The sequence below is a fragment of the Rhodobium orientis genome (genome assembly GCF_003258835.1).
Classification (GTDB): Bacteria; Pseudomonadota; Alphaproteobacteria; order Rhizobiales; family Rhodobiaceae; genus Rhodobium; species Rhodobium orientis.
Genome location: NZ_NPEV01000011.1, coordinates 98,568 through 113,409, shown reverse-complemented (window position 1 = coordinate 113,409; position 14,842 = coordinate 98,568). Strand labels below are relative to the sequence as shown.

Genomic DNA, 14,842 nt, shown 5'->3' with positions numbered 1-14,842 from the left:
GCGCGCGGGGGATGCCCGCGCGCCTTGTCCTTGACTGCCGTTGCGCCCACTGGCGTCAGGCCATCGCCTTCTGCAGGTTCTCGTCGATCTTGTCGAGGAAGGCGGTGGTGGAGAGCCACTGCTGGTCCGGGCCGACGAGGAGGGCGAGGTCCTTGGTCATGGAGCCGGACTCGACCGTTTCCACGCAGACCCGCTCCAGCGTCTCAGCGAAATTCTTCAGCGCCGCGTTGTCGTCGAGCTTGGCGCGGTGGGCGAGGCCCCGGGTCCAGGCGAAGATCGAGGCGATGGAGTTGGTCGAGGTCGCCTTGCCCTGCTCGTGCAGGCGGAAGTGGCGGGTGACGGTGCCGTGCGCAGCCTCGGCCTCGACGGTCTTGCCGTCCGGCGACATCAGCACCGAGGTCATCAGGCCGAGCGAGCCGAAGCCCTGGGCCACCGTGTCGGACTGCACGTCGCCGTCGTAGTTCTTGCAGGCCCAGACATAGCCGCCGGACCATTTCAGCGAGGCGGCGACCATGTCGTCGATCAGCCGGTGCTCGTACCAGATCTCCGCTTCCTTGTACTTGTCGACGAATTCGGCCTCGTAGACCTCCTGGAAGATGTCCTTGAAGCGGCCGTCATAGGCCTTGAGGATGGTGTTCTTGGTCGACAGGTAGCAGGGCACCTTGCGCATCAGGGCGTAGTTGAGGGAGGCCCTGGCGAAGTCGCGGATCGACTCGTCGAGATTGTACATGGCCATGGCGACGCCCGAGCTCGGCGCGTCGAACACGTCGTGCTCGATGGTCTTGCCGTCCTCGCCGACGAACTTGATCGTCAGCTTGCCCTTGCCGGGGAAGCGGAAGTCGGTGGCGCGGTACTGATCGCCATAGGCGTGGCGGCCGACGATGATCGGCTGGGTCCAGCCCGGCACCAGCCGCGGCACGTTCCGGATGATGATCGGCTCGCGGAAGATGACGCCGCCGAGGATATTGCGGATGGTGCCGTTCGGCGAGCGGTACATGCGCTTCAGGCCGAATTCCTCGACGCGGCCCTCGTCGGGCGTGATGGTTGCGCATTTGACGCCGACGCCGTGCTCCTTGATGGCGTTGGCGGCATCGACGGTGATCTGGTCGTCGGTGGCGTCGCGGGCTTCGATGCCGAGGTCGTAGTATTTCAGGTCGATGTCCAGATAGGGATGGATCAGCTTTTCCTTGATGAACTGCCAGATGATGCGGGTCATCTCGTCGCCGTCGAGTTCGACGACCGGATTATCGACCTTGATCTTCGCCATTTTCGGTTGGACCTCGTGGTTGCGGGTGGCTGCACGGCACGGTGCCGGCAAAGGGGGGATGTGCGACTTTTCCGCGCCCCTATAGCAAAGCGGGGGCCAATGGCAAAGATGGGCGTTGGAACTAGAGGCGATATTCAATTGGCCGCATATGACGATAGGCCGGCGCGGCAGGTCCGTATCCCGCCGCGCCGGGGATATCGCGACGCCTGTCAGACGACGGGGTCAGCGTCTTTTGCCGCAAGGGCGATGGCGATGTAGCTCCAGCCGTTGAAGGCGATCGAGATGCCGGCGAGGATGCCGAGGACGAAGGCGGCCGATGCCGGAAAGCCGGTGAAGATCATCAGCGCGACGAGGATCGAGACGCCGCCCGAGGCGAGCAGCCAGAGCCAGCCCTTGTGGCGGCGCAGGTTCAGCGCCAGCAGCAACTGGAAGATCCCCTGCATCAGGAACACCGCGGCGACGACGAGGGTCAGCGCCAGGGTGCCGATGAGCGGGTGGATGTAGATGGCGATGCCGCCGAGGATGGCGGCAATGGCGACGAGAAGATGCCAGATGAAGGCGCCGGACGATTGCACCCGGAATGCCTGGATGGCCTGGGCCGCGCCGCCGACGATGAGGGCGATGGCGAGCACCAGGGTAACCGCGATGGACGAGGCCAGCGGTGCGGCGACGGCGAAGATGCCGACGATGATGAGGACGATGCCGAGAATCAGGAACCAGACCCAGTTGTCGTGAAGGGTCTCGGTGATCTCGGACGACGTGGGGACAAGATCGGTCATGATGTTTCCCTCTTTCGCTCGCGGCTCAGGCACGCATCCGGCGGCCGAGCGCGCATTGGTTGTGCCGGTATATTAACGGCACGGAGGTTTCGTGGTTCCGGCAATGGGGGAGGTGCGTCCATTGGCGTCGGCAATGGTTCAAAACCGCAGCGAATTCCTCTAAAGAGCCGCAAACGGCCGGCAGGTTCCGCCGACCGTCCGTTTCCCATACGTCGTGCGCCGCCCTGCCGAAGGGCGCGGCGCCGACCTTCGCTCGAGACCGCTTTTCCATGTCCAAATCCGAAACGCCTTCCGGCGGCCGTCCCCCCGCCGTCGTCCTTGTGGAAACCCAGCTCGGCGAGAACATCGGCGCGGCGGCGCGGGCGATGGCCAATTTCGGGCTTGTCGAAATGCGCCTCGTCAATCCGCGCGACGGCTGGCCGAACGAGCGGGCGCGGGCCGCGGCGAGCCGGGCCGACCACATCATCGACAACGTCAAACTGTTCGCGACGCCCGAAGAGGCCGTCGCCGACCTGGCCGTGGTCTATGCGACGACGGCGCGGTCCCGGGAAATGACCAAGCCGGTGGTCGGGCCCGACGAGGCGGCTTCCAGCATGGCCGGGCTGATGGAAAAGGGCGTTGCCACGGGCCTCATGTTCGGGCGCGAGCGCTGGGGCCTCACCAACGACGAGGTGGCGCTGGCCGATGCCATCCTGACGCTGCCGGTCGATCCGACCTTTTCCTCGCTCAATGTCGCGCAGGCGGTGCTGGTGACGGCCTATGAATGGCGCAAGGCGACGCTCGGCGGGGTGCTTCCGTTCGACGACGGCGCCGATCTGCCGGCCTCCAAGGACGATCTGATGCGGTTGATGGATCACCTGGAGACGGCGCTCGATTCGGTCAACTACTTCCGGCCGGCCGACAAGCGGCCGGTGATGGTGCGGAACCTGCGCGGCATCCTGCAAAAGGCGAGCCTGACCGAACAGGAGGTGCGGACGCTGCGCGGCGTCATCGCGGCGCTGGAGGTCGGACCGCTGACGCCGGAGGAGATCGCCGCGCGCCGGCGCGCCCGCAAGGGCGTTGTCGCACCGCCCGCCGATGATGGCGAGACGGAGGCCGGGGCGTGAGCCGGCGGGTGCTGGTCTTCGATTCCGGCTTCGGCGGCTTTTCCGTCGTCCGCGAGATCGTCGCGCAATTGCCGGACGTGGAGATCGTCTACATCGCCGACGATGCGGCGTTTCCCTTCGGCGACTGGGAGGAGGAGGCGCTCCGGACCCACATCGTCGACCTCCTGGGGGATTTCATCGCGCGCTACCGGCCCGATGCCGTGGTGATCGCCTGCAACACCGCCTCCACCCTGGTGCTCGCCGATCTCCGGGCGCGGCACGCCATTTCCTTCGTCGGCACGGTGCCGGCGATCAAGATGGCGGCCGAGCGCACGAAATCGGGCCTGTTCAGCGTGCTGGCGACGCCGGTCACGGTGCGCCGGGACTACACCTTCGACCTCATCGCGCAGTTTGCGCCGGCGGCAAAGGTCACGCTGGTCGGCGCGGTGCATCTGGCCGCCCTTGCCGAGGACCGGCTCGCCGGCCGGCCAGTCGATATGGATGCGCTTCGGGCCGAAATCGCGCCGTGCTTTGCCGAGCGGGATGGCGCACGCACCGACATCGTCGTGCTCGCCTGCACCCACTATCCGTTCCTGGCCGATCTGATGGCCGAGGTGGCCCCATGGCCGGTGGCGTTCCTCAATCCCGCCGGCGCGATCGCCCGGCAGCTCGGCGTGGTGCTCGGCGCGCACGGTGACGACGGCTGCGGGGGGTCTGCCGTCGGACCAATCGCGGAGTTCGTCTTTACGTCCGGGCGTCAGGCGCCGCCGGACATCTCCGGCATTCTCGACAGGGCATTGGCCATGTCGACGCGGTGAACGAGGACATTGCCGTCCTGCTGTTCGAGCCGGGAGACGGAAAGGCCGACCGGAGACGCCTTTGCCTCGCGCTTTAGCAGCGTCGTCTCGTGGGCGACCCGTTCCGGGCCGTCGACGCCGGTGCCGGCCTCCAGGTGCAATACCGCGACGCTGCAGTCCAGGAGCGGGAAGCAGGCCTCGTTGCCCTGGCGGTCGCGGCCCCGGATGTGGCCGCGGCTGCGGTCCTCGGGGCAGTAAAGGCTTTCCACGTCGCGCCGGAACGTGGCCTTCAGGGTGGCGATTTCGGTAATCGTTTCGGCAAAGCCGGAGCCGATATGGCCGACGAAGAAGTCGTCGCCGCCGATATGCCCGAGGAAGACGCCGCGGCGGCCGAGATGCTTCCGCATCAGGTCGGCGAACATCATGATCGCCCGGTCGCCGATATGAAAACCGTAGTGGTCGTTGAACGGCTTGAAGTTGTCGAAGTCGATGTAGCAGATGCTGCGCGGCTCGGCGACGTGGGCACTGATATGGGCGATGAAGGTGTTGATGGAGCCGTTGCCCGGCAGGCGCGACAGCGGGTTCTGGTCCTGGGCCTGGCGCAGGCGCTTTTCGTTGATCATCTTCAGCAGCGCGGTGTTGGTGAGGAACCCCACATAGCGGCTGCCGTCGACGATGGTGACGCCCATGGAATTGAGGACGCCGGCGAAGATGTCGAGGATCTGCTCCGGGTCGGCGTTGATGTCGGCGATCGGGCTCTTGGAGACGAACTGGCGCAGGTTGATGTCGAGGCCGGCATTGTTCAGAAGCGAAAAGCCGAAGCGGGAATAGGTGTAGGACTTCAGGCTGTTCTCGTGGATGATGCCGAGCGGCTCGCCGTTCTTGTTGATGACCGGGAAGTAGTCGAACTCCCGGTACATGCGGAACCGCGACAGCACGGTCTCCAGCGGCGTCTCGACCTCGATCGGCGGAATGCGCAGGATCTCGCCGCGCACCAGCAGATTGCGGTCGCTGTCGCTGTCGGCGCGCTGGTCGGACAGGAACGCATAGAACGGCCGGGCGCGCTGCGGGTCCGTGAACGGCCTTGCGACCAGGAAGCCTTGCAGGAAATCGCAGCTTATGTCGCGGCAGACGGCCAGTTCCCCCTTGGTCTCAACGCCCTCGGCGACGACGCGCGCGCCCATGACATGGGCAAGGTGGGTGATGGTGGAGACGAACAGGCGCTTTCTGTGGCTGGTGTCGACGCCCTGGACGAAGAACCGGTCGATCTTAACGAAATCCGGCTCGTATTCGTACATCAGGTGGTAGCCGGAGAAATCGCGGCCGAAGTCGTCGACGGCAATGCGCATGCCCTTGGCGCGGACCTTCTGGATGAACTCCTTGAAGGCCGGGCGCATGTAGCCCTTGTGGCTCTCGGCGATCTCGAAGCACAGGCACGAGGGCTCGATGCCGCGCTTGCGGGCCATGTCGAGGAGGGCGCCGCGCGGGTCGTCGGCGCCGACGATGTCGCGGCCGTCGAGATTGATGAACAGGTTGTGGTCGACGCCGGTCGGGAGCTGGATGAACTTGTCGAGCAGCTTTTCGAACAGCGCCGTCTCGAAGGCGGCGAGGAAGTCGTGCTGGTAGGCGAAGTCGAAGAGCTCGCCGATGGTCTCAAAGGCCAGCTTGTCGTGGTTCCTGAGGAGGCCTTCATAGGCGTAGACGACGCCGGAATTGATGTCGACGATCGGGTGGACGGCGTAGTCGACGATGGCAAGGATCGTCTCCAACCTGAGGGTTTCCAGGCGGGCGAGCCGTTCGGCCTCGCCCGGTGCCAAAAAGGTCTTTTCAGGAACGTCCGTGGTCCAGCCGAGGCGCAATTGTGCCATTTTCCCCCATCCCCGGTCCCGGCCGTTCCGGGATCCCGTCGGTCAATAAGCCCTTGTAAAAATTCCGGATATGCGCTGTTGATTTATACAGTGTCTATCAGGGGTCCGGTTTCGAATTGGTTGCCCCAGTATGAACATTCGATGACACTTGGCATCGGTCCCGGGGCCGGGAAGCGCCCGGCAAGGGGCCGCATCGGCCGCTGTTCCCCGTGCGGCGCCGTTTGACAGGCGTCCGCGGTTGCTGTAATCAACGCCTCGCCGAGCGGGTCCGTCAGGGCCCGTTCAGCTTTTTCACGCACCCGTGGAACCTTTGCCGCATGGCGGCTTCGGGCGAGCGCATCGCCGGGTTCCTGTCGGCCCTGGGAGACCAGGGCAGAGGAGGGCGTGTATCCTGACCCGAAACGTGATTTAAGGATCCGCGATGTCCAAGCGCCATTCCGCCAAGTACAAGATCGACCGCCGCCTTGGCGAGAACATCTGGGGCCGCCCGAAGAGCCCCGTCAACCGCCGCGAATACGGCCCCGGCCAGCACGGCCAGCGCCGCCGCGGCAAGCTCTCCGACTTCGGCGTGCAGCTGCGCGCCAAGCAGAAGCTGAAGGGCTATTACGGCAACATCTCCGAGAAGCAGTTCCGCCGCATCTACGACGAGGCGACCCGGCTGAAGGGCGATACCTCGGAGAACCTGATCGGCCTTCTGGAAAGCCGGCTCGACGCCATCGTCTACCGCGCCAAGTTCGTGCCGACGGTGTTCGCCGCGCGCCAGTTCATCAATCACGGCCACATCAAGGTCAACGGTCGCAAGGTCAACATCCCGAGCTACCGCTGCAAGCCGGGCGACACTATCGAGGTGCGCGACCGCTCCAAGCAGACGATCATGGTGCTGGAAGCCATGCAGCTCGCCGAGCGCGACGTGCCGGACTACATCGACGCCGACCACAACAAGGTCACGGCGACGTTCGTCAGCATTCCGCAGCTTGCCGACGTGCCCTATCAGGTGATGATGGAACCGAACCTCGTCATCGAGTTCTATTCGCGCTAAGCGCCGAATATATTTGCGAATTTAAAAACGGGCCGCGGTATCGCCGCGGCCCGTTTTCTGTTGCGCGCGCCATCGTCTTCGATGTGCCCGGCAGCAAAAAAGCCACGCGCTCCGGGCACGTGGCTTTTTCCGTCTTGTCCGTTTTTCCGGGCGGGCGGCCGGGATCCGTCAGGCGCGGATCAGGAGGCCTGGGTCTCGCGGACGTTGAGGCCCTTTTCCTTCATGTGGGCCTGCAGCTCGCCGGCCTGGAACATCTCGCGGACGATGTCGCAGCCGCCGACGAATTCGCCCTTCACATAGAGCTGCGGGATCGTCGGCCAGTTGGAATATTCCTTGATGCCGTTCCTGAGGTCGTCGGAGTCCAGCACGTTGATGCCCTTGTACTCGGCGCCGAGATACTCAAGGATCTGCACGACCTGACCGGAGAACCCGCATTGCGGGAAGGTCGGGGTGCCCTTCATGAACAGGACGACGTCATTGCTGTCGACCTCGTGCTTGATCCAGTCGGAAATGCCACTCATTCGATTTCTCCTCGTTGTCGCGGGTCAAGGCCGCGAAGCGTGGGGTTGGAATTCCAAGGGGTGCAATTGACCCGATGCTAGTCACATAGGGCGCGGCAGGCAAATTCCAGCCGGTCGTCCCTAGTCGTTGGCGGATTTGGCGTCGTCAGAGCCTTGAAAAAACGTCCGGCTCAATCGGGCGCGCTCGTCTGCAGGGCCAATGCGTGGAGCTGGCCGCCCATATTGCCCTGCAGCGCCTCATAGACCATCTGGTGCTGCTGGACACGGCTCTTGCCGCGGAACGCCTCGGAAACGACGACGGCGGCAAAGTGGTCGCCGTCTCCGGCGAGATCGCGAATCTCGATCCGGGCGTCGGGAAAGGCTTCCCGTATCATGTCTTCGATCGCACCCGCATCCATTGCCATGACTGTCGTTCTCCTTCTGGCGCCGTTCTTATTGTCATCGGCCGCGTTATTCGCCGGCCATATATTCCGGAAACCAATTCTCGTGGCGTTCCTTGAGTTTTGCAACGGAAATGGCGGCGCCGTCGCCAAGATCGATGTCGCTGCCGCCAACGGTGCCGAGTTCGGCGACCGGAATTCCGGCCGCCTCGGCATCGCGGATCAAGGCGATAGCGTCCGCCGCCTTGCAGGTGACGACGTAGCGCGCCTGGTCCTCGGCAAAGAGCGCGACATGGGCCGGGCCAGGGACGCTGACCGAGCAGCCGAGGCCGCCGGCCATCGCCATTTCGACGAGCGCAATGGCAAGGCCGCCGTCTGAGATGTCGTGGCAGGCCGTCAGCCGGCCGGCGCGGATCGCGGTGCGCACGAAGTCGCCGTTGCGCTTTTCCACGCCAAGATCGACCGGCGGCGGGGCGCCTTCCTCGCGGCCGTGGACGTCGCGCAGGAACACGGACTGGCCGAGATGGGTGCCGTGGCCGCCGATGAGGAGGATCGCGTCGTCCTCGTCCTTGAAGGCGAGGGTGGCCATCTTGTTGACGTCCGGCAGGAGGCCGACGCCGCCGATGGCCGGCGTCGGCAGGATCGCCTTGCCTTGGGTCTCGTTGTAGAGCGAGACGTTGCCTGAGACGACGGGGAAGGAAAGGGCCGTGCAGGCCTCGCCGATGCCCTTGATGCAGCCGACGAGCTGGCCCATCGTCTCGGGCCGCTCCGGATTACCGAAATTGAGGTTGTCGGTGACGGCGAGCGGCTCGCCGCCGACGGCTGTGATGTTGCGCCAGGCCTCGGCCACCGCCTGCTTACCGCCCTCGAAGGGGTCGGCCTCGCAATAGCGCGGGGTGACGTCGACGGACATGGCGAGGCCCTTGTCGGTGCCGGAAAGCTTGATGACGCCGGCATCGCCGCCGGGTTTCTGGACCGTGCCGCCGAGGATCAGGTGGTCGTACTGCTCCCAGACCCAGCGCCGGGACGACAGGTTCGGCGAGCCGATGAGATCGAGGAGGATACCGGCAAGGTCGTTCGGCGCAGGCACGCTCGACGGGTCGAGGGGGGCGGGTTTCGGCGTCTCCACCCACGGCCGGTCGTATTCCGGTGCCTCGTCGCCGAGCTCCTTGATCGGCAGGTCGGCCATGACGTCGCCCTGGTGCCTGACGACGAAGCGCTTGCTGTCGGTGGTCGATCCGACGACCGCGAAATCGAGGCCCCATTTGACGAAGATCGCCTCGGCTTCCTCGCGCATGTCCGGGCGCAGCACCATCAGCATGCGCTCCTGGCTTTCCGAGAGCATCATCTCATAGGCCGACATTTGCTCCTCGCGGCAGGGCACCGCGTCGAGGTCGAGATCGATGCCGAGGTCGCCCTTGGCACCCATTTCCACGGCCGAGCAGGTGAGGCCGGCCGCGCCCATGTCCTGGATCGCGATGACGGCGCCCGACGCCATCAGCTCCAGGCAGGCTTCCAGCAAGAGCTTTTCGGCGAACGGGTCGCCGACCTGGACGGTCGGGCGCTTCTCGTCGGAATTCTCGTCGAATTCGGCCGAGGCCATGGAGGCGCCGTGGATGCCGTCGCGGCCGGTCTTGGAGCCGAGATAGACCACCGGCATGCCGACGCCGGAGGCCTTGGAATAGAAGATCTTGTCCGCATCGGCGATGCCGACGGCCATGGCGTTGACGAGGTTGTTGCCGTTGTAGCGCGGGTGGAACTCGACCTCGCCGCCGACATTGGGCACGCCGAAGGAGTTGCCGTAGCCGCCGATGCCGGCAACGACGCCGGAGATCAGGTGCCGGGTCTTGGGGGTCTCGGGCGAGCCGAAGCGGATGGCATCGAGCGTCGCGACCGGCCGGGCGCCCATGGTGAAGACGTCGCGCAGGATGCCGCCGACGCCGGTGGTCGCGCCCTGGTATGGCTCGATGTAGCTCGGGTGGTTGTGGCTCTCCATCTTGAAGACCACGGCCTGACCGTCGCCGATATCGACGATGCCGGCGTTCTCGCCCGGGCCGCAGATGACGCGCTCACCCGCCGTCGGCAGGGTGCGCAGCCATTTCTTGGAGCTCTTGTAGGAGCAGTGCTCGTTCCACATCGCGGAAAAGATGCCGAGCTCGGTGATCGTCGGCTCGCGGCCGATGAGGTCGAGGATGCGCTGGTACTCGTCCGGCTTCAGGCCGTGCTCGGCGATCAGTTCGGGCGTGATGGCGGGTTCGTTGGGAATCATGGCCGTCGTCGATTGGAGGGAGAAGGACCCTTGTCGTTTACCACCGTTGCCGCCCCAAGCGCCACAGGGCCGGCGGCCGCCGGGCGGCTTTTTTCCGCGTTTGCGAAACGGAGCGGGGCCGGGGGCCGGCCGCGCTGAGAGGGCATGGGCGACAGTTCGATGCTATAACGGGCGGAATCACGACACCAGTTGCTGAGGGAAGCGGGGGGAGTCCGTCAGATGTCGTCATTGCAGCTCCTTGGGCGGCGCCCTGTGCAGCACGATTGGCCGCGCGCTGTGCGCCTTGCCGGGGCACTCGGTATCCTGGTCATCTGCCTTTTTACCGCCTTCCCGGCGCTTGCCGCGGAGGGCTCGTCCGATCTCGCCAAGGCGCTGGCGCCGGTGCTGGAAAAGGCACGCCAGAGCGGCGCCACCGTCATCGTCGTGGAGCCGAAGGCCGAGAGCGCCGCGGCGACCGCGGCAAAGGCCGAGCGGGCGGGACTGGCGACGCAATTCGAGGCGGCGCGGCGCGAAATGCAGCGCATCGTCGCCGAGACGGGCGGGCTTTCGGCAAGCATTGCGCGGACCGTGGAGCGGGCCGGTTCGACGGAGACAAGGCGATGGCTGCCGCACGCCCTTATCGTCGCGGCGATCGCCATTGCCGTCGGTGAGCTGTTGCGGCGGCTGCTCGACCGCTGGGGCCGGCGGCAGTTCCTGCGGCACTTTGCGGAGACGCCGCGCCGCCGGTCCGAACGGGTCGGCTACCTGCTCGCCCGGGCCGCCTGGATGGCCGTCGCCGTCGCCTTCTTCTTCGGTGTTGCCATCGTCATCGCCTCCTTTGCCGCAGGTGCCGACGAGGCGACGCGGGTGACGGCGGAGACCGCGGTGCTTGGCGCGACCGTCGTCCTGGTCGCCCATGTGGTCCTCTATAACCTCATCGTTCCGGACCGGCCGGCCTACCGCACGCCGCGGCTGACGGAGGCGGCGGCGCGCCGGCTCTACCGCGATGCCATGATCGCCACCGTGCTGGTCGTCGCCGCGGTTGCGTTCGGGCGCTGGGTCGCGGTGCTCGGCATCGACGCAAACGCCCTGAAGCTCGTCGTCATCGCAACCACGCTGGCCTCGGCCGTCGTCCTTTGCATCCTTGCCGTCGTCCACCGGCGCACCGTTGCCGGGGCGCTCTATCCGGCTGCGGTCGAGGGCGGTGGGGCCACGCTTCTGTCGGTGGTCGCCCGCCACTGGTACCTGATCGCCATCCTCTATATCGCGGTCGCATGGTTCGCCCGCTCGGTGCGCCTCCTGCTCGGCCTTCCGTCGGCCGACGGCCTGGTGGCGGCGCCGATCTATGCCGCGGTCGGGGCCGTCGCGCTCTATGCAGTGTTCCTGCTCATCATCGACCGCTTCCTGCCGGAGCGGCCCGAGGCCGCGCCTGCGCCGACGGAGGTCGGCGATGATGACGCTGTGCAGGACGACGCGGCCGAAATCCCGGATCTGCGCGCCGGCTTCAAGGGGTTGATCGAGCACGGCGCGATGATCCTCGTCGTGATCGGCGCCTTTGCCGTCGTCGCCGAGATCTGGGAGCTGGATTTCGTCGACGACAGCGGCTGGGGCAACCGGCTGGTGGAACTCTCCATCGCCGTCTTCGTCGCCTATCTGGTCTATCGGGCGGCGGCGATCTGGATCGACCACGAGATCGCCAAGGAGGAACCGGGAGTGGCGGCCGTCGCCGGCGAGATCGGCGGCCATGGCGGCTCGAGGCTGGCGACGCTGTTGCCGCTGTTTCGCAATTTCCTGCTGGTTTCCATCGTCGTCATTGCGGCGATGATCGTGCTGTCCGAACTCGGCGTCGACATCGGGCCGCTCTTTGCCGGCGCCGGCGTCGTCGGCCTTGCCGTCGGCTTCGGGGCGCAGACGCTGGTCCGGGACATCTTTTCCGGCGCCTTCTTCCTGATCGACGATGCGTTCCGCAAGGGCGAGTACATCGACATCGGGTCTGTGAAGGGGATCGTGGAGAAGATCTCGATCCGCTCGTTCCAGCTCCGCCACCACAACGGTCCGCTCAACACGGTGCCGTTCGGCGAGATCAAGCAGCTCACCAACTATTCCAGAGACTGGGTGCTGATGAAGCTGCCGCTCCGGGTGACCTACGACACCGACGTGGAAAAGGTCCGCAAGCTGATCAAGGAGCTCGGCCAGGAGCTCCTGAAAGACCCGGAGATCGGCCACTTCTTCCTGCAGCCGCTGAAGTCCCAGGGCGTCAACGTCATGGAGGACTCGGCAATGATCATCCGGGTCAAGTTCATGACCAAGCCGGGCGACCAGTTCCTGGTCAAGCGCAAGGTCTACTCGCGGATCCGCGAGGTTTTCGAGGAAAACGGCATCAAGTTCGCCCACCGCGAGGTGACGGTGCGGCTCGCCGACGACCGCGGCGAGGACGCCCACCCGCTGACGACGGAACAGAAGGAAGCCGTCGCCGGTGCCGTGCTACCGGCGATCGAGGGGGCCGGCAAGCCGCAAAGGCCTGCCGACGACCGGTGACGCTTTCCGGTTCTAAGCCAGACGGGTGGCGGGCGTCAGGACCTTTCGCGGACGGTTCGCCTCCTCGCGCAGTTCATCGGCGCAGACGGTGCGGCCGCGTCCGCGTTCCTTGGCCCGGTAGAGCGCCTCGTCGGCGTTGCGGATGACGGTCTTGGTGGTGCGGGCGTCGTCCGGCCACCAGGCAACGCCGATGCTGGCGCCGACGCTCGCCGTGCCACCCTCGAAGATGATGGGCTTGCAGACGCTGTCGATGAGGCTGTCGCAGAGCCACAGCACGTCGTCGCGGTCGAGCTTCTGGCGCAACAGGATGATGAACTCGTCGCCGCCGGTGCGGGCCGCCATGCCGTTGGCGCCGACGCAATCGGCGATACGCCGAGCAATGGCGATGATTACCGTGTCGCCGGCGTGGTGGCCGTAGGTGTCGTTGACGGCCTTGAAGCGATCGAGGTCGAGGCAAAGGATGGCGCAGCGGTCTTCCGCGCCCGCATCGACGATCTGCTCCAGCGCCTGGTCGAACTGCAGCCGGTTGGGCAGGCCCGTCAGGGCGTCGTGCAAGGCAAGGCGCCGGTTTTCCTCCTCGCTCGCCTGCAGGGCGCGCAAGGTGCGGGCATAACGCCAGACGATGATGAGGAGGATGAGCACGACGACGGCCATCAGGATCGTGGCGTGGGGCAGGGCGCGGTGCCAGATCGTCTTTGCGGGCGCGGCCGGCTGCCACACGGCCTCGAAGATCTGGCCGCCCTCGACGATCGGGATGGCCAGCCGGGTCCTCTCGCCCTCGATCGCGCCGAGGTCGGTGCCGGCCTCGACGATGCGGAAACCGGTCAGCCCGAGCTTTTGCTCGATCTCCGAAAACACCTTTTCGTTGAATGGCTTGAAGGTCAGCAGGATGTGCGGGTAGCCCTCGGGCAGGACGGCGTCGTCGTCCGGCACGATGGTCTGGGCGACGACCACGCCGATCATGCCATGGGCCTTGCGGAGGTCGGCGACATAGAGCGGCCGGTCGGACCGGACCGGATGGTCGACAACGAAATAGCCGTTGCCCCGCCGCTGCCGCGTCGCCATGTAGCGGGCGCGGGTGGTCTCGATGAGGTCCCGGTTGGCGGCAACGAGTTCCGCACCGGCGTCCGGGTGTACGCGCTGCTGGCGGATAACGGTGACCCGCGGCGTCCCGTCGACGGCAACGATGACCGTCGTATGGATGCCGAAATCGTCCCACAGCCAATCGGTGATCTCGTCCTCGACGAAACCGTTCATGTCGTCCGTGTCCAGCGCCTCGACGGTCTTGTCCCAATGGGAGATCTGAGACTGGTCGTGGGCGAGGAGTTCCAGTTGCCGGTGGATCTCGTTCTTGACGAGATTTTCCTCGGCCGTGCGCCGCAGGTCCTCGGCGATCGTTCCGGCCTGGTGCAGGACGAATATGTTGGAGGCCGCGAACAGCAGCACGATCAGCGCGCTGGCCGCATAGATCAGCCTTACGAGGTTGCGGTTTGGCGTTGCCGCCCCGGAAGTCGTCATTCAAGTCTCCCTGTCCGACGCAATCCTGACAGAGAGGGCTGAATTAACCGATAAATACTATGGTTTTCGCCCGGTTAATTGCGGTTTCTCGATAGTCGTATCGCGCCTCAGGCCGCAACCGCTTCCACGAGGCTGGCGAACAGCGCGCGGCCGTCGGTGCCGCCCTGATGCGGGGCGACGAGGTTCTCCGGATGGGGCATCATGCCGAGCACGTTGCCGGCCTCGTTGAGGATGCCGGCGATGTTGCGCTGGGAGCCGTTCGGGTTGGCCGCATCGGTGATGCCGCCGTCGGCGTCCGCGTAGCGAAAGACAATGCGGTTCTCGCCCTCAAGCCGGTCGAGGGTCTCCGTATCGGCGAAATAGTTGCCGTCGTGGTGGGCGACCGGGCAGCGGATGACCTGGCCGGGCTCGTAGGCGCGGGTGAACAGCGTCTCCGCGTTGTCGATCTTCAGGTTGACCTCGCGGCAGACGAAAGTGAGGCCGCGGTTGCGCATCAGGGCGCCGGGCAGCAGGCCGGCTTCGGTGAGGATCTGGAAGCCGTTGCAGACGCCGAGGACGGGCACGCCGGCATCGGCCTTGGCGATGATGTCCGGCATCACCGGCGCGCGCGCGGCGATCGCCCCGGAGCGCAGATAGTCGCCATAGGAAAAGCCGCCGGGAAGGACCACCAGGTCGACGTCGGGGACCTTGTCCTCGGCGTACCAGACCGAGACCGGCGGCGTGCCGGTGATCCAGGTCAGCGCGTCCATCATGTCGCGGTCGCGGTTGGAGCCGGGAAAGACGATGACGGCGGATTTCATGG

12 protein-coding genes are annotated in these 14,842 nt (G+C 65.8%); 4 read left to right on the top strand and 8 right to left on the bottom strand.

Going from position 1 to position 14,842, the window contains the following annotated elements; translation table 11 throughout:
- Positions 1 to 55: 55 nt before the first annotated feature.
- Entirely contained in the window at positions 56 to 1,267 is a 1,212-nt protein-coding gene (locus CH339_RS07790; protein WP_111433775.1) for an NADP-dependent isocitrate dehydrogenase, read from the bottom strand.
- Between the two features lie 209 nt (positions 1,268 to 1,476).
- Positions 1,477 to 2,046, bottom strand: a complete 570-nt coding sequence (locus CH339_RS07785) for an HdeD family acid-resistance protein (protein ID WP_111433774.1) — start codon at positions 2,044 to 2,046, stop codon at positions 1,477 to 1,479.
- 269 nt (positions 2,047 to 2,315) lie between these two features.
- On the opposite strand from CH339_RS07785, the gene CH339_RS07780 reads away from it, so the two are divergent.
- Entirely contained in the window at positions 2,316 to 3,152 is an 837-nt protein-coding gene (locus CH339_RS07780) for an RNA methyltransferase (protein WP_111433773.1), read from the top strand.
- Positions 3,149 to 3,949 (top strand): glutamate racemase, encoded by an 801-nt coding sequence (gene murI / locus CH339_RS07775; protein WP_111433772.1) that lies wholly within the window; start codon positions 3,149 to 3,151, stop codon positions 3,947 to 3,949. The genes CH339_RS07780 and murI overlap by 4 nt, the downstream gene beginning before the upstream one ends.
- On the opposite strand, the gene CH339_RS07770 is transcribed toward murI, so the two are convergent.
- On the bottom strand, positions 3,889 to 5,796 hold the full coding sequence (locus CH339_RS07770) for an EAL domain-containing protein (protein ID WP_111433771.1): 1,908 nt from the start codon (positions 5,794 to 5,796) through the stop codon (positions 3,889 to 3,891). The two genes, murI and CH339_RS07770, sit on opposite strands and share 61 nt — an antisense overlap.
- Positions 5,797 to 6,217: 421 nt before the next feature.
- Here CH339_RS07770 and rpsD point away from each other — a divergent pair, with 421 nt between their 5' ends.
- Positions 6,218 to 6,835, top strand: a complete 618-nt coding sequence (rpsD, locus tag CH339_RS07765) for a 30S ribosomal protein S4 (protein WP_111433770.1) — start codon at positions 6,218 to 6,220, stop codon at positions 6,833 to 6,835.
- 179 nt (positions 6,836 to 7,014) lie between these two features.
- On the opposite strand, the gene grxD is transcribed toward rpsD, so the two are convergent.
- From grxD to purL, 3 genes are all read right to left on the bottom strand, one after another.
- Positions 7,015 to 7,356 (bottom strand): Grx4 family monothiol glutaredoxin, encoded by a 342-nt coding sequence (grxD, locus tag CH339_RS07760; RefSeq protein WP_111433769.1) that lies wholly within the window; start codon positions 7,354 to 7,356, stop codon positions 7,015 to 7,017.
- Positions 7,357 to 7,526: 170 nt separating this feature from the next.
- Positions 7,527 to 7,760, bottom strand: coding sequence for a BolA family protein (locus tag CH339_RS07755; protein WP_111433768.1), 234 nt, complete (start codon positions 7,758 to 7,760; stop codon positions 7,527 to 7,529).
- A gap of 46 nt (positions 7,761 to 7,806) precedes the next feature.
- A complete protein-coding gene (gene purL, locus CH339_RS07750) occupies positions 7,807 to 10,005 on the bottom strand; it encodes a phosphoribosylformylglycinamidine synthase subunit PurL (protein ID WP_184443230.1) in 2,199 nt (732 codons plus the stop codon).
- Between the two features lie 219 nt (positions 10,006 to 10,224).
- Between purL and CH339_RS07745 the strand changes: the two genes are divergently transcribed.
- Positions 10,225 to 12,522, top strand: a complete 2,298-nt coding sequence (locus tag CH339_RS07745) for a mechanosensitive ion channel family protein (RefSeq protein ID WP_146610136.1) — start codon at positions 10,225 to 10,227, stop codon at positions 12,520 to 12,522.
- 12 nt (positions 12,523 to 12,534) lie between these two features.
- On the opposite strand, the gene CH339_RS07740 is transcribed toward CH339_RS07745, so the two are convergent.
- Together CH339_RS07740 and purQ are read right to left on the bottom strand one after the other, a co-directional pair.
- Positions 12,535 to 14,040, bottom strand: coding sequence for a diguanylate cyclase domain-containing protein (locus CH339_RS07740; protein ID WP_111433766.1), 1,506 nt, complete (start codon positions 14,038 to 14,040; stop codon positions 12,535 to 12,537).
- A gap of 107 nt (positions 14,041 to 14,147) precedes the next feature.
- On the bottom strand, positions 14,148 to 14,840 hold the full coding sequence (gene purQ, locus CH339_RS07735) for a phosphoribosylformylglycinamidine synthase subunit PurQ (protein WP_111433765.1): 693 nt from the start codon (positions 14,838 to 14,840) through the stop codon (positions 14,148 to 14,150).
- Between the last annotated feature and the right edge of the window lie 2 nt (positions 14,841 to 14,842).

Excerpts from the sequence above, each read along its gene's own strand:
- CH339_RS07790 (WP_111433775.1), bottom strand. The coding sequence starts at position 1,267 with ATGGCGAAGATCAAGGTCGATAATCCGGTCGTCGAACTCGACGGCGAC.
- CH339_RS07785 (WP_111433774.1), bottom strand. The coding sequence starts at position 2,046 with ATGACCGATCTTGTCCCCACGTCGTCCGAGATCACCGAGACCCTTCAC.
- CH339_RS07780 (WP_111433773.1), top strand. The coding sequence starts at position 2,316 with ATGTCCAAATCCGAAACGCCTTCCGGCGGCCGTCCCCCCGCCGTCGTC.
- CH339_RS07770 (WP_111433771.1), bottom strand. The coding sequence starts at position 5,796 with ATGGCACAATTGCGCCTCGGCTGGACCACGGACGTTCCTGAAAAGACC.
- rpsD (WP_111433770.1), top strand. The coding sequence starts at position 6,218 with ATGTCCAAGCGCCATTCCGCCAAGTACAAGATCGACCGCCGCCTTGGC.
- grxD (WP_111433769.1), bottom strand. The coding sequence starts at position 7,356 with ATGAGTGGCATTTCCGACTGGATCAAGCACGAGGTCGACAGCAATGAC.
- CH339_RS07755 (WP_111433768.1), bottom strand. The coding sequence starts at position 7,760 with ATGGCAATGGATGCGGGTGCGATCGAAGACATGATACGGGAAGCCTTT.
- purL (WP_184443230.1), bottom strand. The coding sequence starts at position 10,005 with ATGATTCCCAACGAACCCGCCATCACGCCCGAACTGATCGCCGAGCAC.
- CH339_RS07745 (WP_146610136.1), top strand. The coding sequence starts at position 10,225 with ATGTCGTCATTGCAGCTCCTTGGGCGGCGCCCTGTGCAGCACGATTGG.
- CH339_RS07740 (WP_111433766.1), bottom strand. The coding sequence starts at position 14,040 with ATGACGACTTCCGGGGCGGCAACGCCAAACCGCAACCTCGTAAGGCTG.
- purQ (WP_111433765.1), bottom strand. The coding sequence starts at position 14,840 with ATGAAATCCGCCGTCATCGTCTTTCCCGGCTCCAACCGCGACCGCGAC.